The organism is Sphaerotilus hippei (assembly GCF_003201595.1).
In the GTDB taxonomy this organism is placed as follows: Bacteria; Pseudomonadota; Gammaproteobacteria; order Burkholderiales; family Burkholderiaceae_C; genus Sphaerotilus; species Sphaerotilus hippei.
In genome coordinates, this window is record NZ_QJJS01000008.1 from 165,198 (window position 1) to 187,020 (window position 21,823).

Annotated in this window: 19 protein-coding genes and 1 tRNA gene; 6 read left to right on the top strand and 14 right to left on the bottom strand. The window is 71.0% G+C overall.

Annotation, left to right across the window (positions count from 1 at the left end; all coding sequences use genetic code 11):
* Positions 1-19: 19 nt before the first annotated feature.
* The 5 genes from C7444_RS10680 to def all read right to left on the bottom strand — a co-directional run bounded on the left by C7444_RS10680 (position 20) and on the right by def (position 3,257).
* The gene (locus C7444_RS10680) at positions 20-349 is read right to left on the bottom strand and encodes an AzlD domain-containing protein (RefSeq protein ID WP_110400837.1); all 330 of its coding nucleotides are present in this window, start codon (positions 347-349) and stop codon (positions 20-22) included.
* Positions 346-1,095 carry an AzlC family ABC transporter permease gene (locus C7444_RS10685; RefSeq protein WP_110400838.1) on the bottom strand — a complete coding sequence of 250 codons (750 nt, stop codon included), beginning with the start codon at positions 1,093-1,095 and terminating at the stop codon, positions 346-348. Before C7444_RS10685 ends, C7444_RS10680 begins: the two co-directional genes overlap by 4 nt.
* Before the next feature lie 101 nt (positions 1,096-1,196).
* Positions 1,197-1,652, bottom strand: a complete 456-nt coding sequence (locus C7444_RS10690; protein WP_211317523.1) for a hypothetical protein — start codon at positions 1,650-1,652, stop codon at positions 1,197-1,199.
* A gap of 73 nt (positions 1,653-1,725) precedes the next feature.
* Positions 1,726-2,712 carry a methionyl-tRNA formyltransferase gene (gene fmt / locus C7444_RS10695; protein WP_110400875.1) on the bottom strand — a complete coding sequence of 329 codons (987 nt, stop codon included), beginning with the start codon at positions 2,710-2,712 and terminating at the stop codon, positions 1,726-1,728.
* A gap of 29 nt (positions 2,713-2,741) precedes the next feature.
* Positions 2,742-3,257: a peptide deformylase gene (gene def / locus C7444_RS10700; protein ID WP_110400839.1), complete on the bottom strand. Its 516-nt coding sequence runs from the start codon at positions 3,255-3,257 to the stop codon at positions 2,742-2,744.
* A gap of 263 nt (positions 3,258-3,520) precedes the next feature.
* Here def and C7444_RS10705 point away from each other — a divergent pair, with 263 nt between their 5' ends.
* The 3 genes from C7444_RS10705 (at position 3,521) to C7444_RS10715 (ending at position 6,398) form a co-directional block, all read left to right on the top strand.
* Entirely contained in the window at positions 3,521-4,696 is a 1,176-nt protein-coding gene (locus C7444_RS10705; RefSeq protein ID WP_110400840.1) for a LysM peptidoglycan-binding domain-containing protein, read from the top strand.
* A gap of 15 nt (positions 4,697-4,711) precedes the next feature.
* On the top strand, positions 4,712-5,872 hold the full coding sequence (gene dprA, locus C7444_RS10710; RefSeq protein ID WP_211317524.1) for a DNA-processing protein DprA: 1,161 nt from the start codon (positions 4,712-4,714) through the stop codon (positions 5,870-5,872).
* 73 nt (positions 5,873-5,945) lie between these two features.
* Complete coding sequence (locus C7444_RS10715; protein ID WP_110400841.1) at positions 5,946-6,398, top strand: Smg family protein; 453 nt, start codon at positions 5,946-5,948, stop codon at positions 6,396-6,398.
* A gap of 42 nt (positions 6,399-6,440) precedes the next feature.
* Here C7444_RS10715 and C7444_RS10720 read toward each other — a convergent pair whose 3' ends face one another.
* The 4 genes from C7444_RS10720 to yajC form a co-directional block, all read right to left on the bottom strand.
* Positions 6,441-8,879, bottom strand: a complete 2,439-nt coding sequence (locus tag C7444_RS10720; RefSeq protein ID WP_110400842.1) for a DUF1631 family protein — start codon at positions 8,877-8,879, stop codon at positions 6,441-6,443.
* Between the two features lie 67 nt (positions 8,880-8,946).
* Positions 8,947-9,978 carry a protein translocase subunit SecF gene (secF, locus tag C7444_RS10725; RefSeq protein ID WP_110400843.1) on the bottom strand — a complete coding sequence of 344 codons (1,032 nt, stop codon included), beginning with the start codon at positions 9,976-9,978 and terminating at the stop codon, positions 8,947-8,949.
* Positions 9,979-9,989: 11 nt separating this feature from the next.
* Positions 9,990-11,891, bottom strand: a complete 1,902-nt coding sequence (gene secD / locus C7444_RS10730; RefSeq protein ID WP_110400844.1) for a protein translocase subunit SecD — start codon at positions 11,889-11,891, stop codon at positions 9,990-9,992.
* A 102-nt stretch (positions 11,892-11,993) separates the two neighbouring features.
* Positions 11,994-12,320 carry a preprotein translocase subunit YajC gene (yajC, locus tag C7444_RS10735; protein ID WP_110400877.1) on the bottom strand — a complete coding sequence of 109 codons (327 nt, stop codon included), beginning with the start codon at positions 12,318-12,320 and terminating at the stop codon, positions 11,994-11,996.
* Positions 12,321-12,457: 137 nt separating this feature from the next.
* Between yajC and C7444_RS10740 the strand changes: the two genes are divergently transcribed.
* Positions 12,458-14,032: an EAL domain-containing protein gene (locus C7444_RS10740; protein WP_170130707.1), complete on the top strand. Its 1,575-nt coding sequence runs from the start codon at positions 12,458-12,460 to the stop codon at positions 14,030-14,032.
* 26 nt (positions 14,033-14,058) lie between these two features.
* Here C7444_RS10740 and C7444_RS10745 read toward each other — a convergent pair whose 3' ends face one another.
* On the bottom strand, positions 14,059-16,122 hold the full coding sequence (locus tag C7444_RS10745; protein WP_110400846.1) for an ATP-dependent helicase: 2,064 nt from the start codon (positions 16,120-16,122) through the stop codon (positions 14,059-14,061).
* Positions 16,123-16,183: 61 nt separating this feature from the next.
* A tRNA-Leu gene (locus tag C7444_RS10750) sits at positions 16,184-16,268 on the bottom strand.
* A 108-nt stretch (positions 16,269-16,376) separates the two neighbouring features.
* Here C7444_RS10750 and C7444_RS10755 point away from each other — a divergent pair.
* Positions 16,377-17,969 carry an alkaline phosphatase D family protein gene (locus C7444_RS10755; RefSeq protein WP_110400847.1) on the top strand — a complete coding sequence of 531 codons (1,593 nt, stop codon included), beginning with the start codon at positions 16,377-16,379 and terminating at the stop codon, positions 17,967-17,969.
* 11 nt (positions 17,970-17,980) lie between these two features.
* On the top strand, positions 17,981-18,967 hold the full coding sequence (locus tag C7444_RS10760) for an AEC family transporter (RefSeq protein ID WP_110400848.1): 987 nt from the start codon (positions 17,981-17,983) through the stop codon (positions 18,965-18,967).
* A gap of 6 nt (positions 18,968-18,973) precedes the next feature.
* Here C7444_RS10760 and C7444_RS10765 read toward each other — a convergent pair whose 3' ends face one another.
* The 3 genes from C7444_RS10765 to C7444_RS10775 form a co-directional block, all read right to left on the bottom strand.
* Positions 18,974-19,771 carry a class I SAM-dependent methyltransferase gene (locus tag C7444_RS10765; RefSeq protein WP_110400849.1) on the bottom strand — a complete coding sequence of 266 codons (798 nt, stop codon included), beginning with the start codon at positions 19,769-19,771 and terminating at the stop codon, positions 18,974-18,976.
* A 144-nt stretch (positions 19,772-19,915) separates the two neighbouring features.
* Positions 19,916-20,824 (bottom strand): KPN_02809 family neutral zinc metallopeptidase, encoded by a 909-nt coding sequence (gene ypfJ, locus C7444_RS10770; protein WP_110400850.1) that lies wholly within the window; start codon positions 20,822-20,824, stop codon positions 19,916-19,918.
* A 56-nt stretch (positions 20,825-20,880) separates the two neighbouring features.
* Positions 20,881-21,789, bottom strand: a complete 909-nt coding sequence (locus tag C7444_RS10775; RefSeq protein ID WP_110400851.1) for a LysR family transcriptional regulator — start codon at positions 21,787-21,789, stop codon at positions 20,881-20,883.
* Between the last annotated feature and the right edge of the window lie 34 nt (positions 21,790-21,823).

The following is a 21,823-nucleotide window of genomic DNA, read 5'->3' on the forward strand; positions in this document are numbered from 1 at the left end:
GAGGGGCCGGGCGGCGGGCTCACCAGCCCAGGCCGATGCGCAGCGGCATGAACACCAGCATGCCGACCACGATGGTGCCCAGGATGCCGCGCCGCCAGAAGTAGTACGAGGCGGCGGCCACGGCACCGAGCAGGCGGGCATCGGCGACGGTCTGCAGCAGGCGGCCCTGGGTCAGCAGCACGTCGGGCACGACGATGGCCACCAGCGCGGCCAGCGGGGCGTAGCGCAGCGCGCGGCCGACCCAGTCGGGCAGCGGCAGTTCGCGGTCGGGCAGCAGGAAGAAGCTGCGGGTCAGCAGGGAGATCAGCGCCAGGCCGGCGATGACGAGCACGATTTCCAGCGCGCTCATGATCCGGCCCGCGCCGGGGCGGCGCCCCCGATGCGCTCCATCATCAGGCCGGCGGCCACCGCGGCCGCCACGGCCACGACGATGTTGAGCTTGTAGGGCATGGCCACGGCCGCGACGGCGGCCAGCGACGCGACGCCGGCGCTGACCCAGGTGGCGCGGCCGATCAGCAGCGAGCAGGTCAGCGCCAGCAGCGCGAGCGTGCCGGCGAAGCCCAGGCCCCAGGCCGGCGGCACGGCGTCGGCCAGCACGATGCCCAGCACCGACGGCACCTGCCAGCCCGGCCACAGCACCGCGACCCCGCCCAGCAGGTAGGCCTGCTGGCCCGGCTGCGGCCGGGGCTCGGGCCAGGCGCGGGTGAACATCGCCAGGTTCATGTCGGCGGCGAAATAACCCAGCAGCAGGCGGCGCTGGCGCGGCAGGCCACCGAAGTAGAGGCGCCACTGCACGCTGTAGATCACGAAGCGCAGGTTGACGACGAAGGCGGTGAGCCAGATCACCCAGGCCGGCGCCTGGGCGGCGATCAGCGGCAGGGAGGCGAGCTGGGAGCTGCCCGCATAGACCAGCAGGCTCATCAGCAGGGCGAGCGGCACGCTCAGCCCGCTCTTGACCATGGCCACGCCGGTCACCAGGCCCCAGGCGGTGATGCCCGGCAGCATGGGCAGCATCTCGCGCATGCCGCGCAGGAACTGCGGATCACGACGCAGACGCTGCCAGCGCTGGCGGATGGAGGGGGCAGGCGTGGGCATCCCGCGATTGTCACATCGGCACCGGACGGCGCCTACCCGTGGCGGGCCCGCGCAGCCTCGCGGGCAGCGCATTCCACCCGGTTCGGGCGGGGGCGCGGGGCTCAGTGGGTGGTGGCCTGGCGCTTGACGGGCGGTGCCTCGTCGTCGGCCGCGGCGGCCTTGGCCTTGCTCTTGCCCTTGCGGGGCGTCTCCTCGGCGTCGGCTTCGGCCTTGTCGGCATGGGCCGAGTCGGCCTCGGCGCCATGGGCATCGGCAGCGTCCGCCGCGGGGGCCGAGGCGGGTGCGGGCGGCGGCTTGGGCGTCTCGCGCGGGACGACCGGCACGATGCCCTCGAGCTTGTTCTCGCGCATGTACTCGTCCATCTCGCGCCAGCCGGTGTAGATCGCGGCCTTGGGCACCTTGCGGTTGAGGGTGTAGCAGTCCTCGATCGCGCGCAGCGCGTGGCGGCAGGCGCTGCCGATGGCCTTGCCCTCGGCTTCCTTGCGCTCGGCGGCGGCACTGCCGGACTCGATGCCCAGCACGTCGCAGCCGCCCAGCAGGGTCGCCGATGCGAGCACGGAAAGAACGACAGCAGACAAGCGCATGGCAGCGGCACCCGGCAAGGGACACAACCGTCCCGGATACCTGCTCTTATCGGCGCGCCGCGGCCTCACTTGAGGTGGCCACGCCGCCCAGCACCTCGCCGACGGCGATCGGGCAGGCGCGCAGGAAGTCGGCGGCCGGCAGGCGCCGCCCGCCCGGGCGCTGCAGCTGGGTCAGGCGCAGCGCCCCGTGGCCGCAGGCGACCAGCACCTGGTCGGGCCCGACCTCGAGCACCTGGCCGGGGGCCGTGCCCTGGCCGGGCTGCGCCGTGGCGGCCCACAGCTTGATCGTCTCGTCGCCACGCTGGAAGGTGCAGCCCGGGAACGGATCGAAGGCCCGCACGCGCCGGGCCAGGACCTCGGCCGGCAGGCTCCAGTCGAGCGCGGCCTCGGCCTTGTCGATCTTGTGGGCATAGCTGACGCCGGCCTGCGGCTGCACCACCGGCACGAGCGCGCCCGCGGCGGCCAGCGCCAGGGCGTCGACCATCATCTGCCCGCCCAGCGCCGCCAGGCGGTCGTGCAGCGTGGCCGTGGTGTCGGCCGGATCGATGGCCAGGCGCTCGACGAGCAGCATGTCGCCGGTGTCCAGCCCGGCGTCCATCTGCATGATGGTGACGCCGGTGGCCTCGTCGCCGGCCTCGATGGCGCGGTGGATGGGCGCGGCGCCGCGCCAGCGCGGCAGCAGCGAGGCGTGGATGTTCAGGCAGCCCAGCCGGGGCAGGTCGAGCACCCACTGCGGCAGGATCAGGCCGTAGGCGGCGACCACCAGCACGTCGAGCCGGGCGGCCTCGAGCGCGACCCGGGCCGCGGCCGCCTCCTGCGGGTGGCGGCCGTCGAGCTTCAGGCTGGTGGGCTGGCAGACCGGCAGGCCGTGCTCGAGCGCCAGCTGCTTGACCGGCGAAGGCTGCAGCTTCATGCCCCGGCCGGCCGGGCGGTCGGGCTGGGTCAGCACCAGCGGCACCTCGAAGCCGGCCGCCTGCAGCCGCTCGAGCGCCACGCGGGCGAACTCGGGCGTGCCCGCGAAGCCGACCCGCAAGGCGCCGGGCATCACGCTCGCCACGGTGTTCATTCGTCGCCTTCGTCGTCGCGGCCGCGCTTGAGCAGCTTGCTGCGGATGCGGTTGCGCTTGAGCGCCGACAGGTACTCGACGAAGACCTTGCCCATCAGGTGATCCATCTCGTGCTGGATGCACACGGCCAGCAGGCCGTCGGCATCGATCTCCTGCATCCGGCCGTCGCGGTCGAGCGCACGCACCCGCACCGTCGCGAAACGCTCGACCTTGTCGTAGATCGCCGGCACCGACAGGCAGCCTTCGTCGCCGGTGAGGCGCTCGGTGCTGGTGGCGACGATCTCGGGGTTGATCAGCACCAGCGGCTCGTTGCGCTCCTCGGAGATGTCGATGACCACCAGCCGCTCGTGCACGTCGACCTGCGTGGCCGCCAGCCCGATGCCACGGGCGTGGTACATGGTCTCGAACATGTCGTCGATCAGGCCGCGCACGCGGTCGTCCACGGCGGACACGGGCCGGGCCCGGGTGTTGAGGCGGGGATCAGGGTAGCGGAGGATGGACAGCTTGCTCATGATGGGGATCCGCAACCGGCCGGGCCCGGCCCGGCAAAACGGAGAGAAGGGAATGTGGATGGGTCACAACGAGTACGTGTGCACGCGCCACCGGGCATGGCATCGTGCACGACCAAATTCATTGCGACATCAAGGGTTTAGGGGCAGAATTTAGAAGATCAAGTGAAGATTTTCCCGCAAGGCCGACCGGTCTGCAGAAGTCTTTGCATCAACCCCGGGTGGTGCTGGTTCCGGTGAACCCGCCGCCTTTGGAGTCGAGGTCCATGATCCTGCGCCCATCACCGCTCCCCCGCCGGCCGCGCTCGGCCACCCGACTCGGGCTGTGCACGGTTCTCGGGCTGATCGGCAGCGTGACGGCAGCCTACGCATTCCCCGATTATCCGATCACTGCGGACCAGCGCGGCACGGCACGCCAGGTGGCACAGGCCGGCGTGCCGCTGTCGGAGCTGTCGCCCACGGCCCCGGACTTCCACGTGGTCAAGCGCGGCGACACCCTGTGGGACATCTCCAGGCTGTTCCTGCGCAGCCCGTGGCGCTGGCCGGAGCTGTGGGGCATGAACCTCGAGCAGATCCGCAATCCGCACCTGATCTACCCCGGCCAGCGCCTGGTGCTGGTGAAGTCGGGCGGGCGGGCCCGCCTGGAGATCGACCGCGGCAGCAGCGGCACCGTCCGGCTGTCCCCGTCGGTGCGGACCGAGACGCTGAGCCCCGAGGCGATCACCGGCATCCCGATGAGCCTGATCCGGCCCTTCCTGACCGACGCGGTCGTGCTCGACGAGCACGAGCTGGCCTCGTCGCCCCGGATCGTCGCCGGCCGTGAAGGGCGCCAGCTGCTGGGCCGCGGTGAGACCGCCTACGTGCGCGGCGACCTGCCGGCGCTGCAGAACTGGCGGGTCTTCCGCCAGCCGCGACCGCTGCGCGACCCGGCCACGCGCGAGATCCTGGGCTACGAGGCCACCTACGTCGGCACGGCGCAATACCAGCGCCAGGGCGACGTGGTCACCCGCGAGGCCGGAGCCACCGAGGTCATCCCGGCCACCTTCAACCTCACCACGCTGCGCCAGGAGGCCAGCATCGGCGACCGGCTGATCCCGGCGGCCACCGGAGACGAGCCGACGCTGATGCCCCACGCGCCGGCTCCGTCGACGCAGGGCCTGGTGGTCTCGGTCTATGGCGACCAGCTGACCGCCGGGCAGGACCAGGTGGTCTCGATCAACCTGGGACGCCAGCAGGGCATGGAGCCCGGCCACGTGCTGTCGCTGCTGCGCGGCGGCGAGACCGTGGTCGACCGGGACGACCCGCTGCGCACGAAGCTGCGCCTGCCCGACGAACCCAACGGCATGCTGTTCGTGTTCCGGGTCTTCGACCGGGTGTCCTACGGGCTGATCCTGCACTCGGCCGGACCGGTGCGCAGCGGCGACCGCGTGACCGCGCCCTGAGCCGACGGCCCCGCCATGAGCCGCGCCGCCTCGCTGGACCCGGCCGAGATCGCGGAATGGTCGGCCTGGCTGCGGCTGCTGGAGACGCCCGGCGTCGGTCGGGTGACCGCCCGGCGCCTGCTGGCGGTGCATGGCAGCGCGCAGTCGATCTTCGCGGCCAGCCTGGCCGCGCTGGTGGATCGCAAGACGGCCCTGGCGCTGGCCCAGCCGCCGGAAGGCTGGGCGGCACTGGTCGAGCGCACCCGGGCCTGGCTGGAGAAGCCCCGGCCCGGCGAGCCAGCCCACCACCTGATCGTGCTGGGGGACGGGCGTTATCCACCGCTGCTCGGGCAGCTGGCCGATCCGCCGCTGCTGCTGCATGCGGTGGGCCGGCTCGAGCTGCTGGAGCGGGCGGCCGTGGCGGTCGTCGGCAGCCGCAACCCGACGGTGCAGGGCGTGGACCTGGCGCGCACGTTTGCCGCCGGGCTCAGCCAGGCCGGCATCACCGTGGTGTCCGGGCTGGCGCTGGGCATCGATGCGGCCGCGCATGAAGGGGGGCTGTCAGGCCCCGGCGGCACCATCGCCGTGGTCGGCACCGGGCTGGACCGGATCTACCCGCGCAGCCACCTGGCGCTGGGCCGGCGCATCGCCGAGACCGGCCTGCTGCTGAGCGAGTTCGTGCTGGGCACTCCCCCGCTGGCCGCCCATTTCCCGCAACGCAACCGCCTCATCGCCGGCCTGTCGCTGGGCACGCTGGTGGTCGAGGCCAACGTGCAGTCGGGCTCGTTGATCACCGCCCGGCTCGCCAGCGAGGCGGGCCGCGAGGTCATGGCCATTCCGGGCTCGATCCACAGCCCGCAGTCGCGCGGCTGCCATGCGCTGATCAAGCAGGGGGCCAAGCTGGTCGAGAGCCTGGAGGACATCCTGGAGGAGCTGCGCATCCTGCCGGGCGCGGCCTGCCCGGTGGCGGCCGAGGGCCCGGACCCGGCCGGGACCACCGCGCCCGGCAGCGACGACGGCGACTCGCCCGACCCGGTGCTGCGGGCGCTGGGCTGGAGCCCGGCCACGCTCGAGGTGCTGCAGCTGCGCACCGGCCAGTCGGCCACCGACCTGACGGTGCGGCTGTTCGAGCTCGAGATGGACGGCCACATCGCGCGGCTGCCCGGCGAGATCTTTCAGCGCAAGGCCTGCGCCTGATCCCCTGACAACGGTGTCCGGAGCCGCCCGTTTCGAGCCCTGCGACGCATCGGGGCTGGGTTATAGTGGATTCATGTTCGACGTGCTCGTGTATCTCTACGAAAACTACTGGCGTCCGGACGCTTGCCCGGACCACGACCAGTTGTCGAAGAAGCTGTCGGCCGTCGGCTTCGAAAGTGAAGAAATCCAGGACGCGCTCAGCTGGCTCGATGGACTCACCCACGTGGCCGACACCTGCAGCACGCCCCAGAGCGCCCATGCGATGCGGGTCTACACGCCGTTCGAGCAGGAGCACCTGGGCACGTCGTCGATCGCCTTCATCAGCTTCCTCGAGTCCGCCGGCGTGCTGCCACCGGCCATGCGCGAACTCGTGGTCGACCGGGCGATGGCCACCAGCAACTCGCCGATCGACCTCGACGACCTGAAGATCATCGTGCTGATGGTGTTCTGGAGCATGGGAGAAGAGCCCGACGCGCTGATCCTCGACGAACTCTTCGTCGACGCCACCGACCGGCTCATCCACTGAGCCCGAGGCCGCCCGCGAGCGCGTGGCGGCCACGACCCCGGCTCAGTGCAGCAGGCGCTCGGGATCGGCGTCCAGCTTGGCCAGCGCATCACGCGTGGCCCGCACCGTCAGCGACTCTTCCTCGACCGGCAACAGCAGGCCGGCCTGCAGGAAGGACGCGAGGCGGTTCTTCTGGAACATCACGCCCCGGCCCTGCGTGGTCACGAACAGGCTGAGCTGCTTGCGCATGCCTTGCCAGGCCAGCTGCACCGCGTCGCTGCGGCCCCGGTAGTCGAGCTTGAACCAGCTGCCGACCTGCAGCTCGGCCGCCCAGGCCTGCATCGCGGGCGTCGGCATCGAGCCGCCGTCGGACACCACCTCGAGGTCGGTCGACTCCTGGCCGGACAGGTCGCGGATCATCGACTCGTCGATCTCGATGTCGCCGATGTCGGGCAGCAGGTCTTCCAGCGTCTCGAGCTGGGCCGTCAGCTCGTCCATGCGCTCGCTCGGGATGGTGGCGGTGCGCGCCGAGAAGGCCGCCGCCAGCGAGTTGTTGAGCGAGCGGATGTGCTCGTCCTGGCGGGCCTGCGGCACGCCCGCCGAGGCCATGCCCTCGCGCAGCATCTTCAGCAGCGGCGGCAGGCGCCGGATGGCCGCGGCCCGCTCCTCGCGCGAGACCTTGGCGCTCGCCAGCCAGACCAGGTCGGCGGCGGCGCGCTGCATCTGCCGGGTCGACTCGCTGGCCGGCCCGGACTTCACGCCCGTGGTCGCCAGCACGTCGGCCCAGATCTGGAACAGGAACTCGCGCACGCCGTCGTGCACCGGCACCTCGTTGAGCATCTTGCGCAGCTCGATCGTGTACTGGATCGCCAGCGTCTCGCGCTGCTCGATCTGCTGGGCCAGCGAGACCCCCTTGGCGGCCGCGGCGTGCGAGGTCTTGAAGTAGTTCTCGACAAAACGCTCGAACTCGGTGAGCACGGTCTGGAAGACCCGGCGGCCGGTGTCGGGATAGGCCTCGACCACCTGCACGACCCGCTTGATCTCCTTTTCCATCGGCTCGCTGACGCCGGAGCTGCCGGCCTCGAAGCCCATCACGCAGGCGCCCATGCGGTCGATCAGGCGGCGCGCCGGGTGGTCGATGGTGGCGAAGAAGTCGGGCTCGACGATGGCCACGCGCAGCACCGGCATCTGCAGCCGGGCAAACCAGACGCGCACCGTCGCGGGCAGGCGCTCCTCGGTCAGCAGGCTCTGGAACATCAGCGCGACGATCTCGATCGTCGCGCGCTCCACCGGCGTGCTGGCCGCCTTCTTGAGGGCCTGCTTGCGGGCCTGCAGCTCCTGCAGCAGGCCGGGCGTGCTGATCGCCGCCTGCGGCGACAGCTGCGGCACGTCCGCCTTGCTGCCGAGGAAACGGCGCTGCAAGGCCACCTGGGCGTCGTTGATCGCGGCCTTCAGGCTCGGGCTGGCCGAGTGCGGCTGGGCCACCGTGGACCCGGCGAACTCCGGCACTTGGCGCGACACCAGGCGGTTCAGCCGGCCCAGCACCGCCTCGGCATGCTCGACGCTGCGCATCACCAGCGACGGGAAGCGGGTCATCAGGCGGGTCTCTTCGTGCACGTCGCGACGCTGCGGCGCACCGGACGGACGGCGATCGGCCGACTCGGTCATCACGGTCGGCGCGAACAGGTCGGCACCGCCGCCCTGGCCCGAAGGACGCGACGCACGCCCGAAACCGGAGCCCTCGCCCCCATCCGGGCCCCCGGCTCCGCCGCCCTGGCCGCCGCCCTGCCCCCCGCCACCCGACAGCGTGTTCGCCGACGACGACGTGGCCACGCCGACGTCGCGGGTGCGGCGGATGAAGGGCCGCAGGTCGACCTCGGTGCAGACCCCGTGGCTGACCAGCCAGCGGTTGACCTCGTGGTAGGCCTCGTGGGCCAGCGCCGCGAACTCCTCGTGCAGCAGCGGCTGGCAGGTCTGCCAGTGCGACAGCGTCAGGCCCGCCGCCCGCCAGCCGTCGACGACGACCCGGGTCAGCACATGCGGGCGCAGCAGGTCCTGCGGCTGCATCTCGTCGTGTTGATCGACCACGGCCATGCGATAGCGCAGGTCGGAAAACTCCCAGGAGACCTTGTCCATCACCGCCAGCGCGAGGCGGGAGGCGACGATCTCGATCTCGATGGTGTCGTCCTCGACCAGCGACAGCGGCACCTGCGAGGTCCGCCCGGTCGGGGTCGCCGGCACGGCGGGCCTGCTGCCCTGCTTGAGCGCCGTCTGGTGCAGGCCGTTCTTGCAGGCGTGGTGCCAGGCCGAGGCCAGCCGCGGCACGTCCAGCCCCGCGTCACGCACCCGGACCAGCTGGTCGGCCGACGTGGTGCGGCCCAGCATGTCGCGCGCCCCCTGGGCCACCGCCTTCACCACACGCGGCAGCTCACGCTGGAGCAGTTCCAGATAGTGGCGGCGAACCTGGACGGACAGGGCGGAAGGAGGGGCGGCTGGTGCCATGCTCAGGAGGTGGGGTGAAGAAGCAATTGAAAAAACTGCAACACCATGAATCTACACCGGCCAGCGCTCACACGACAGCGCCAGCGTTCGGATCGTTCGGATCCTGATCTTTCTTCGAGGAGCTGAGCAGATCTTCACGGCGCACGCCCAGCCACATCGCGATCGCGGCGGCCACGAACACCGACGAGTAGATGCCGAACAGGATACCGATGGTCAGCGCCAGCGCGAAGTAGTGCAGCGTCGGGCCGCCGAACAGCAGCATCGACAGCACCATCATCTGGGTCGAACCGTGGGTGATGATGGTGCGGCTCATCGTGCTGGTGATCGCGTGGTCGATGACCTCCGCCGTGGTCATCTTGCGGTACTTGCGGAAGGCCTCGCGGATCCGGTCGAAGATCACCACCGACTCGTTGACCGAATAACCCAGCACCGCCAGCACCGCCGCCAGCACCGACAGCGAGAACTCCCACTGGAAGTAGGCGAAGAAGCCCAGGATGATGATGACGTCGTGCAGGTTGGCGATGATGGCCGCGACCGCGAACTTCCATTCGAAGCGCAGCGCGAGGTAGATCATGATGCCGACGACCACGAAGGCCAGCGCCTTGGCGCCGTCCTCGGCCAGTTCCTTGCCGACCTGCGGGCCGACGAACTCGCTGCGGGTCAGCCGCACCGGCTCGGCACCGCTGGCATCGCAGACCTGGCGGCTGATCTGCTCACCCTTGTCGGTCGTGGTCTGGCGCTGGGTCAGCGTGCCCTTCTCGGCCGCGCAGAGCTGCTCGAACACCCGGCTGACGACCTCGGTCTGCTTGACGTCGCCACGCAGCGGCAGGCGGATCAGCACGTCGCGCGAGGTGCCGAACTTCTGCACCTGCACCTCGCCGAACTTCATCGCCTCGATGGTGGTGCGCACCCGCTCGATGTCGGCGCTCTGGGCGTACTCGGTCTCGATGACCGTGCCGCCGGTGAACTCGACCGACAGGTGCAGCCCGCGGGTGAACAGGAAGAACACCGCCGCGGCGAAGGTCAGGAACGAGATGGCATTGAAGACCAGCGCATGCCGCATGAACGGGATGTCGCGCCGGATACGGAAGAATTCCATGGCGGGCTCCTTCAGGCCTTGGGCGGGGGGGTGAGAGCGGTCGAGCCCGAACCGGGCTGGGCCGCCGGCTTCCAGACCTGCCCGATGGACACGCCCTGCAGCTTCTTCTTGCGGCCATACCAGAGGTTGACCAGGCCCCGCGAGAAGAACACGGCCGAGAACATCGAGGTCAGGATGCCCAGGCAGTGCACGACCGCGAAGCCGCGCACCGGGCCGGAACCGAAGGCCAGCAGCGCGACCCCGGCGATCAGCGTGGTGACGTTGGAGTCCAGGATGGTCGCGAACGCCCGGTCATAACCGGTGTGGATGGCGGTCTGCGCCGAGCTGCCGTTGCGCAGCTCCTCGCGTACCCGTTCGTTGATCAGCACGTTCGCGTCGATCGCCATGCCCAGCACCAGCGCGATGGCGGCGATGCCCGGCAGCGTCAGCGTGGCCTGCAGCATCGACAGCACCGCCACCAGCAGCAGCAGGTTCATGCCCAGCGCCAGGGTCGAGAACATGCCGAACAGCATGTAGTAGGCACACATGAACACGGCGATCGCGAGGAAGCCGTAGAGCACGCTGTCGAAGCCCTTGGCGATGTTCTCGGCGCCCAGGCTGGGGCCGATCAAGCGCTCCTCGATGATGTCCATCGGCGCGGCCAGCGAGCCCGCGCGCAGCAGCAGCGCGGTGTCGGCGGCCTCGACCGGCGTCATCGAGCCGGAGATCTGCACCCGCCCGCCGCCGATCTCGCTGCGGATCACCGGCGCGGTCACGACCTCGCCCTTGCCCTTCTCGAACAGCACGATGGCCATGCGCTTGCCGATGCTCTCGCGCGTGATGTCGCGGAAGATGCGCGCACCGCGGGCATCCAGCGTCAGGTGCACGGCCGGCTGCTGGGTGTCGTCGAAACCCGGCTGGGCGTCGGTCAGGTTCTCGCCGGTCAGCACGACCTGGCGCTTGACGATCACCGGCACGCCGCCGCGCTCGAGGAAACGTTCGGTGCCGAACGGCACCGGGCCGGTGCCGGCCATCGCGGCCTGGGCCTCGAGGCTGTCGTCGACCATGCGCACTTCCAGCGTGGCGGTGCGGCCGATGATGTCCTTGGCCTTGGCCACGTCCTGCACGCCCGGCAGCTGCACGACCACGCGGTCGAGCCCCTGCTGCTGGATGATCGGCTCGGCCACGCCCAGCTCGTTGATCCGGTTGTGCAGCGTGTTGATGTTCTGCTTGAGCGCCTGCTCCTGCACGTTGCGGGCGGCCGGCAGCTTGAGCGTGCCGGTCAGCCGGGGCTCGGTGGCGCTGCCGGTGGACACCCATTGCAGGTCAGGCAGCTGCTGGTTGAGCAGCGTGGAGGCACGCTCCAGGCCGTCGGCGTCGCGCAGGCGCAGCTCGACGCTGTCGCCGTTGCGGCTGATGCCGGCGTGGCGGATGTTCTTGTCGCGCAGCAGCGTGCGCAGGTCACCGGTGAGGGACTCGGCCTTCTTCGTCAGCGCGGCCTTCATGTCGACCTGCATCAGGAAGTGCACGCCACCCCGCAGGTCCAGGCCGAGGTACATCGGCCGCGCATGCAGCGCCGTCAGCCACTGGGGCGAGCGCGAGATCAGGTTGAGCGCGATGATGTAGGACGGATCGGCCGCATCGGGGTTGAGCGCCCGGGCGATCGCGTCACGCGCCTTGAGCTGGGTGTCGGTGTCACCGAGCCGTGCCCGCACGGACAGGCCCTCGAACTGCACGAAATCGGGCTTCAGGCCCGCCGCGTCCAGCACCTGCCGCACGCGCGACACCAGCGCGTCATCCACCTTGACGGTGGCCTTGGCACTGGACACCTGCACGGCAGGCGCCTCGCCGTAGAAGTTGGGCAATGTGTAGAGCAGGCCGACCAGCATTGCGACGGCAATGATCAGGTACTTCCACCAGGGGTAGCGGTTCATCGTGACATCCTCGGGGGTTGACCCCGGACTGCGGCCCGGCGAGACCGGGCCGCCTGGGCGGCAGCGCCTGTCGAGAGGACGGCTGCCGCGCTCGGGATCGACTTACTTGATCGTGCCCTTGGGCAGGATCTGGACGACGGAGGCCCGCTGGACCTGCACCTCGACGCCGCTGGAGACTTCCAGGCTGACGTAGACGTCACCGACCTTGGCGACCTTGCCGAGCAGGCCACCACCGGCGACGACCTCGTCGCCCTTGGCCAGCGCGTCGATCATCGCCTTGTGCTCCTTCTGGCGCTTCATCTGCGGACGGATCATGATGAAGTAGAGCACCACGAACATCAGCACCAGCGGCAGCAGGCTCATGAGCTGCGAGCTGCCCGAGGCAGCGGCGGCCGGTGCGGCTTGGGCGTATGCGTTGGAAATGAACACCATCAGGCTCCTGAAGAGGAATTACGAACAAAGCGTTCGATTGTAGGTGTAGGGCATGAGCCCGGTGTGCAAGGCACCACACCCGGGCGGCGGACCGGGGTCAAGCCGGCGGCGGCCCCTCCGATATGGACATGGAAATGCTACGTTCCATTCCACCCCTGCCCCGTCTGAGCCGGCTGCCCGGTCGGACCCCCGACCCCGCGGCGCCCTCGACCAGCCACCAGGCCTGGCTGCAGGCGGCGCGGGTGGATGCCGCCGCCACGGCGCCGCGGCCGCTGCCACCCGCCCCGGGCCGGCCAGCCGCTCCGGTGGCCGCCGCGGCGCCACCGCCCCCCGACCCGGCCAGCCTGCCGGTGCTGGGAACCGCCCCGCAGGGCGGCGACGCCTCACCCGCCCCGCGGGCCCGCATCGCCGTCTCGGTGAGCGCCGCGCTGCGCGGACCGGTGATCGAGGCGCTGTGGCGCGCACGGCTGCAGCCGGTGCTGAGCGCCTCGACCCCGCGGGCGGACACGGCGATCGAGCCCCCGGCCGCCCGGCTGGTCGAGTTCGGCCCGCTGGCCCCTGCCCTCGAGGCTGCCGCCCCGGGCGGCACGATGGCGACCACGGTCGCCATCGTCATGGCCGATGACGCTCCGGCACGGGCCCAGGCCCATGAGCGAGCACTGACTTCCGGCGCCCGGCTGGTCATCGTGGACGATGCCGACCCCCGGGCCACGGCCGAGGCCGCCACGCAGGCACTGATCGGCCTGCTCGACCCCGCACCGCCGCCCGAGGTCCCGGCCGTGCGCCTGCCCGACGACCTGCGGGTGCGCCGGCGCCTGCAGATGGCCTTCGGCAACGGCAGCCTGACCTTGCGCTACCAGCCCCAGGTCGACCCCCAGTCCGGCGCCGTCACCGGCGCCGAGGCGCTGCTGCGCTGGAACGACGACGAGATCGGCGTGGTCGACCCGGCCGTCTTCCTGCCGATCGCCGAGGACTGCGGCCTGATGCAGGCGATCGGCGACTGGGTGCTGCACGAGGCCTGCCGCCAGATCCACCGCTGGATCGCCCGGGGCATCGAGGTGCCGCGGGTGACGGTCAACATCTCGGCGGCCCAGCTGGCACGGCGCGACTTCGCCGAGACCGTGCTGGCCATGCTGGGCAGCTATTCGGTGGAACCCCGGCGCCTGACGCTGGAGCTGCCCACCCCGCTGCTGATGCCCGCCGACGACGAGGCCCGTCCGGCCCCGGGCACGCTGGCCCAGCTGCAGCGCCTGCGCGGCGCGGGGGTGCACATCTCGCTCGACGGCTTCGGGCTGTCGAACTGCTCGCTGCTGCAGCTGCGGCTGCTGCCGCTCGACGAGGTCAAGATCGACCGCGCGCTGCTGACCCGCCCGGACGCCATCGGCACGAGCCTGGTGGGCGCCATCATCGCGCTGGCCCACACGCTGGCGCTGCGGGTGGTCGCGGTGGGGGTCGAGACCGAGGAGCAGTTGCAGCAGCTGCGGGAACAGGGCTGCGACGAGTTCCAGGGCTTCCTGATCGCCGAGGCGCTGAGCGTGACGACGATGACCGACGTGCTCGCCAATGCCGGCCTGCAGCAGCGCATCATCGCGCGGGCCATGGAGAGCACCGTGGACGCCGGGACCGCCACCCGATTCACCCCCACCGAGGTGACGCCGCTGGCCGACCGCCCGGATTCGCTGGCCTGGCCCACGCTGACCAAGCCCTGAGCGGCAGGCCCGCCCCGGGCCCGAGTTCAGGCGGGCGGCCTGGCCTGCGCCGCCCGCGCCGCGAACTCGGCGCGCAGCGCCTTGAGCTTCTCGCGCGGGTCTTCCTTGATGGTCTTCTCGTCGAGCTTCATCTCGCCGATGAAGCGGCTGGGGAAGGCCTTCTTCAGCTCGCGGCCGCGCCGCTGGCGCATCAGCGAGCTGACCAGCAGCGTGCGCCGGGCCCGGGTGATGCCCACGTACATCAGGCGACGCTCCTCCTCGAGGCGCTCGGCGGTCATGTCCTCCTCCTCGCGCTTGAAGGGCAGCGTGCCCTCGTTGACGCCGACCAGCACCACGTGGGGCCACTCCAGGCCCTTGCTGGCATGCAGCGTCGACAGCGTCACCATGTTCTGGTCCTCGCCACGCTCGGCCAGGCTGAGGATGACGCTGATGGTCTGCGCCACGTCGAGCACGCTCTTCTTCTCGGCCTCGACCTGCAGGCCGCCGTCGTTCTCGAGCTGGCCGCCGCAGCGGCGCGCGATCCAGTCGATGAAATCCAGCACGTTCGACCAGCGGGCCGCCGCGACCTTGGGGTTCTCCTCGCCGTCGATCAAGTGCTGCTCGTAGCCGATGTCCTTGAGCCACTCGAGCAGCATCGGCTTGGCCGCCTCGCCGCCCACGGTGTGGCGGGCGCGGTACTCGAAATCGTTCACGTAGCGGCCGAACTCGTGCAGCGAGCCGATGGCCTTCTTGTTCAGCGCCGTGCCCAGCGACTCCTGGAACAGCGCCTCGAACAGGCTGACCTTCCACTTGCCGGCGAACTCGCCCAGCGCGCCCAGCGTCTGGTGGCCGATGCCGCGCTTGGGTGTCGTGATGGCACGCAGGAAGGCCGGATCGTCGTCCTGGTTGACCAGCAGGCGCAGCCAGCCGCACAGGTCCTTGATCTCCGCGCGGTCGAAGAAGCTCTGCCCGCCCGAGACCTTGTAGGGGATCTGCGCCTTGCGCAGCGCCTCCTCGAGCTTGCGGCTCTGGTGGTTGGCGCGGTAGAGGATGGCGAAGTCCTTCCACTCGGTCGTGCCGGTGTAGGCGCCGGTGGCATTGGCCACGATGCCCTGGATGCGCGCCACCGCACGCTCGGCCTCGTGCTCCTCGTGGTCGCACTCGACCACCCGCACCGGCTCGCCTTCGCCGAACTCGCTCCAGAGCTTCTTCTGGAAGATCTTCGGGTTCAGCGCGATGACGTTGTTGGCAGCGTTCAGGATGGCGCCGGTGGAGCGGTAGTTCTGCTCCAGCGGGATGACCTTGAGCCTGGGGTAGTCGTGCGGCAGGCGCTTGAGGTTGTCGATCGTCGCGCCACGCCAGCCATAGATGCTCTGGTCGTCGTCGCCCACGGCGGTGAACACGCCGTCGCTGCCGACGATGGCCTTGAGCAGCTCGTACTGGGTCGCGTTGGTGTCCTGGTACTCGTCGACCAGCACATGGCGCAAGGCACGGTTCCACTTGGTCCGCACCTCCTCGTCGCGCTGCAGCAGCTGCAGCGGCAGGCTGATCAGGTCGTCGAAGTCGACCGCCTGGTAGGCCGCCAGGCGCTCCTGGTAGAGCCGCATCACGTGGGCAGCGACCCGCTCGTCCTCGTCGGCGGCCGCGGCAGCGGCCTGGTCGGCATCGAGCCCCTGGTTCTTCCAGAGGCTGATGGTCCACTGCCAGCGCCGCGCCACTTTCGGGTCGGTGGTCGCCCCGGCCTCGCGCATCATGCCCAGCACGTCGTCGCTGTCGAGGATGGAGAACTGGGGCTTCAGGCCGAGGCGCTCGCCGTCCTCGCGCAGCAGGCGCACGCCCAGGCTGTGGAAGGTGGCGATCAGCAGGTCCTTGGCCGCGCGGGCGCCGATCAGCGAGCGGGCGCGCTCGCGCATCTCCTGCGCCGCCTTGTTGGTGAAGGTGATCGCGCCGATCTGGCCGGGCTGGTAGCCCGCCTGCAGCAGCCGGGCGATCTTGTGGGTGATCACGCGGGTCTTGCCGGAACCGGCCCCCGCCAGCACGAGACAGGGACTGTGGAGGTGGTGCACCGCCTCCAGCTGGGCGGGATTGAGAGTCGAAGGAGCTTCAGCCATGAGGTGCGCAGTAGAGCAGCCGCCAATGAAAAAGGCCAGCACGTTGTGCTGGCCTTGATCTTGGTGCCCAGGAGAGGACTCGAACCTCCACGATGTTACTCGCTAGTACCTGAAACTAGTGCGTCTACCAATTCCGCCACCTGGGCTAGGTGTCTGTCTCAAATCGAGAATGAAACTATAACAGCATTTCTGGATTTGCCTAGCGTTTTCTGAACTTTTTTCTTCCGGCCCGGCCCGCACTACAGTGAGACCCCATGACCGACCCCGCGCGCCACCCCGATCGAGACCGCCGCCACTGGCTCGCCCAGGCCGCCGGGGCCGGACTCGGCGGCCTGACGGGCATCCTGCTCGGCGGCTGCGCGCCGGCGGCACCCCGCGGCCCCCGGTCGAGCGGAGCCGACCGTTTTGCGCTGGGCATCGCCTCGGGCTCGCCACAGGCCGACCGGGTGGTGCTGTGGACCCGGCTGTCCGGCCCCGACCTGGCCGAGGTGGTGGACGTGCAGTGGGAACTGGCGCTCGACGAAGGCTTCCGGCAGCTCGCCGCCCGGGGCACCGAACAGGCCCGGGCTGCCGACGCCCACAGCGTGCACGCCGAGCCGGCCGGCCTGGCACCGGGGCGCTGGTACTGGTACCGCTTCACGGCGCTGGGCGAGCGCAGCGCGGTCGGTCGCACCCGCACCCATCCCGCCCCGGGCACGGCCCCGCCACTGCGCTGCGCCATCGCGTCCTGCCAGCGCTGGGACCATGGCCACTACGCCGCCTGGCGCCACCTGGCCCAGGCCGCCGACCGCGCCGGCGGCGAGCTCGACCTGGTGCTGTTCCTGGGCGACTACATCTATGAATACGGCGGCTTCCCCGGCCGGGTCCGCCAGCACACCGGCGGCCTGTGCCGCACGCTGGACGACTACCGGGCCCGCTACGCGCTCTACAAGAGTGACGCGTCGCTGCAGGCCGCCCACGCCTGCTGCCCGTGGGTGACGGTCTGGGACGACCACGAGGTCGACAACGACTACGCCGGACTGCAGGAGCAGTGGCTCAACGTCGACTTCGCCGCGCGCAGGGCGGCGGCCTACCGGGCCTACTGGGAGCACATGCCCTTCCCGAAGTCGGCCCGGCCCGGCCGCGACGGCGGCATGCGCATCTTCGGCCATGGCGACTGGGGCTCGCTGGCGCGCATCCTGACGGTCGATGACCGCCAGTACCGCGATCCCCAGGCCTGCCCCCGGCCGCCCCGCGCAGGGTCGACCACGGTGGCGACCCGGGACTGCGCCACGCTCGACGACCCGCGGCGCAGCCTGCTGGGCGCCGACCAGGAAGCCTGGCTGGCACGCCACTGGAGCAGCACCCACCGCTGGAACCTGCTGGCCCAGCAGACGCTGATGGCGCCGATGAACTGGAACGACCCCGCCTCGCCCGAAGGGCCGAAGGTCTGGACCGACGGCTGGGACGGTTATCCCCAGGCCCGGCGCCGGCTGCTGGACACGCTGGCGCAGCGCCACATTCCCGGCGCCGTCGTGCTGGGGGGCGACGTGCACGCGAACTACGTGGCCGACCTGCACCTCGACCCGGCCCGACCGGACTCGCCCATCGTGGCCAGCGAGTTCTGCGGCACCTCGATCAGCAGCGAGGGCATGGCCCAGTCGCGCCTCGACGCCATGCGGCCCCACCACCCGCACCTGCACCACGGCCGCAGCGACGAACGGGGTTACGTGCGGCTCGAATTCGGCCCGGACACGCTGCAGGCCACGCTGCTGAAGGTGCAGCACCCGCGCCGGCCCGACAGCGCCGTCGGGATCAGCGCCCGCTTTGCCGTCGATGCCCGGCAGCCCGGCATCCTGCCCCCCTGAGCGAGCCCGCCGTGCAAGCCATCGCCGCCGTCACCCTGCCTTTCTTCGCGCTGATCCTCACCGGCTACCTGGCGGCCCGCCGCCGGCTGCTGCCGCTGGAGGCCGTGCCCGGGCTGAACCTGTTCGTGCTGTACTTCGCGCTGCCCTGCCTGCTGTTCCGCTTCGGGGCGAGGCTGCCGGTGCACGAGCTGCTCGACCCGGTGGTGCTCGGGGTCTATGTCGGCTGTGCGCTCGTGGTCGTGGGCCTGACGATCCCGCTGAGCCGCCGCGAGGGCCTGACCGACGCCGCGTTCGGCGCGCTGGTCGCGGCCTTCCCGAACACCGGTTTCATGGGCGTGCCGCTGCTGGTGGCGCTGCTGGGCCCGGCCGCCGCCGGGCCGGTCATCACCTCGGTGCTGGTCGACCTGTTCGTCACCAGCTCGCTGTGCATCGCGATCGCCCAGGCGCAGTCCCGCCTCGGGGCCCACGAGAGCACGGCGGCGTCGATGCTGCGCTCGGTGCGCGCCGCGCTGTCCAACCCGCTGCCCTGGTCGATCGGCCTGGGCGCGCTGGCCTCGGTGAGCGGGCTGCAGCTGCCCGGCCCGATCGACAAGGTGATCGCCATGCTGGCCGATGCGGCCAGCCCGGTGGCGCTGTTCACCATCGGCGCGGTGCTGTGGCGCTCCGGGCGGCCGGGCCCGGACGACCAGGCCGACGCCCGCCGCCCGATGCCGCTGTCGCGCTACCTGCCGGTGGCGCTGATCAAGCTGTTCGTGCACCCGCTGCTGGTGCTGCTGGCGGCCTGGGGCGCCCGGGCGCTCGGCACCGGCCTGAGCGACTTCCAGATGACCGTGCTGGTGCTGGCCGCGGCGCTGCCCAGCGCCAGCAACGTCTCGCTGCTGGCCGAGCGCTACGGCGCGGACAACGGCCGGGTGGCCCGCATCATCCTGGCCTCGACCGTACTGGCCTTCGCCAGCTTCACGTCGATCGCCTGGCTCTTCGGGGTGCAGCCGGGCTGACGGGGATCAGGCGCCGGCCGGGGCCCGCCGGGGCGCGAACAGGTGGCGGAAGCCGTCGATGCGGTGGTAGTCGCGACCGAGGCTGGCGGCGATCAGCTTCAGGGTGCGGGCGGTGTAGAACGACACATGGCCGTTGCGGGGCGCGACGTACCAGTCGTCGGTCCAGCGGCCGCTGACCTCGCTCATGTCCTTGGTCGACAGCAGGATCAGCCCGTGGTCGGCGACGTGGGAGCCCAGCTCGGCGAACAGCGCCAGCGGGTTCGTCGAATGTTCGGCCACCTCGATGCAGATCACCAGGTCGAAGCCGCCCTGCTCGGGCTTGACCGGGTCGCCGTGGAACGGGTCGTACTCGACCACCTGGGCATAACCGGCCTCGCGCAGCAGGGCGGCGGTGTAGCCGTTGCCACTGCCGTAGTCGAGGATGCGGGCGGCCCGGTTGCGCACCAGCTGCTGCACCAGGCTGGTCGTGCCCTTCGGGCGCACCGTCGCGAAGTTCGGGTCGAACAGCGCGTATTCGTCGTTGTAGATGTGCTGGCTGAATTCGTCGGCGCTCCAGGCGTCGAACGCGTCGGTGAAGGCGAAGTCGCAGGCCGCGCAGCGGTAGTAGGCGATCGGCAGGCCACGCACCTGGCCACGCTGGGCGTTGTGGCCGTAGCAGTCGCGGTCGAAGTCGACGAAGCCCTCGAGCACCGCCTCGGCCCCGCAGCACTTGCAGGCGGCCCGCGCCGGCACGCTGCCCTGCAGCGGCGCCCGCTCGGGCGGCCGGTGGTCGATCCGGGAGGCGAGGGTCGCGGCGGTCTGCATGGAAGCCTTTCTGCTGCCGGCACCACCTTCCGCCCATCGGAGGCCAGACACCGGGCTTCCATGCTAGGGAGCTTCATCTTGCTTCACGCCCGGAAAAACAAGTTCACCGGACGGCAGATCAAGGGATGCGCCCGCCCCCGCCGCTCAGAGCGAACGGGCCTCGAAGGTGTTGCAGTCGGCCACCCGGCCGCCCTCCATGCCACGCCGGAACCAGCGCACCCGCTGGGCGCTGGAGCCGTGCGTGAAGTTCTCCGGCACGATCGGGCCGCCCGACTGGCTCTGCAGCGTGTCGTCGCCGATCTTCGAGGCGGCGTTGAGCGCCTCCTCGACGTCGCCCTGGTCCAGCCACTGGCGCGCCTGCTGCGAGTCGTGGGCCCAGATGCCGGCGAAGCAGTCGGCCTGCAGCTCCAGACGCACCGACAGCGCATTGGCCTGGGCCTCGCCGGCCCGCCGCCGCGCGCTCTCGACCTTGTCGCTGATGCCGGCGAGCTGCTGCACATGGTGGCCGACCTCGTGCGCGATCACGTAGGCCTGGGCGAAGTCGCCCGGCGCGCCCAGGCGCTGGCGCATCACGTCGAAGAAGTCCAGGTCCAGGTAGACCTTCTGGTCTCCCGGGCAGTAGAACGGCCCCATCGCGGCCTCGCCCTGGCCGCAGGCGGTGCGGGTGCTGCCGCGGAACAGCACCAGCACCGGCTTGCGGTAGCTGCCGCCGGACTGCGAGAACTGGCCGCTCCAGACGTCCTCGGTCGAGGCCAGCACGGTGGAGACGAAGCGGGTGGCCTCGTCGCGTGCCACCGGCGCCCGCACCGCGCCCGGCGACGGCGTGGTGGCCGGCGCCGAATACCCGCTCTCGCCGCCGCCGCCGAGCAGGCCCAGCAGCGTCAGCGGGTTGATGCCGAAGATCCAGCCGGCGATCAGCGCCACCGCGACCGTGCCCAGCCCCACCTTGCCGCCGCCCAGCGGCAGGCCGGTGCGCCGGCCACCGCCGTCGTGCGATCCCCCGCCGCGGCGGTCCTCGATCTGGTCGCTCTCGCGCTGACCGTCCCATTTCATCGTTTCACCCTCCTGGCATGCACTCGCCCCTGCGCTCATTGTGACCGTGCGAAGCGTCACGCCTGCCAGTAGCCCGGCGTGCCGTACGTGTGCTTGAGGAAGTCGATCCACAGCCGCACGCGCAGCGGCAGATGCTTCACGGTGGGAAAGACGGCGTAGATGCCGTTCGGGGGCGCGGCGTAGTCGTCGAGCACGGTGAGCAGCCGCCCGGCGCGCAGGTCGGCCGCCACCTCCCAGGTGCTGCGCCAGGCCAGGCCCAGGCCGGCGAGGCACCACTCGTGCAGCACCTGGCCGTCGGAGCAGTCGAGGCGGCCGGGCGGACGCAGGTGGTGCACCTCGCCGTCGACCTGGAAGGCCCAGCCACGCGACTGGCTGGCCTCGGAGCTCAGCGTCAGGCACTCGTGCTGCATCAGGTCCTGCGGCAGCGCGGGCCGGCCGGCGCGGGCCAGGTAGTCGGGCGCGGCCACGCACAGCCGGCGGTTGTCGGCCAGGCGCACCGAGATCAGGCTGGAGTCGGGCAGGTCGCCCACGCGCACGGCGCAGTCGTAGCCCTCGTTGACCAGGTCGATCACGCGGTCCGACAGGTTCAGCGACAGGCTGACCTCCGGATGCAGCCCCATGAACTGCGGCACCAGCGTGGCCACGTGGCGCCGGCCGAAGCCTCCCGGCGCGGTGATGCGCACCTGGCCGCTGGCCTTGACCCCGCCGGCGCTGACGCTGGCCTCGGCGCTGGCCAGGTCGGCGATCAGGCGCACGCAGTCCTCCAGGAAGGCGCTGCCTTCGTGGGTCAGGCTGAGCTTGCGGGTGGTGCGCACCATCAGCTTGACGCCCAGGCGCGCCTCGAGCGCGTCGATGCGCCGCCCGATCATCGCCGGCGCCACCCCGTCGATCTGGGCGGCCGCGGTCATGCTGCCCTTCTGGGCGGCGAGCACGAAGGACTCGATCTGCTTGAGGCGGTCGGTCATCGCCCGGCCCTCGATTCGTGCATCCAGGTCACAA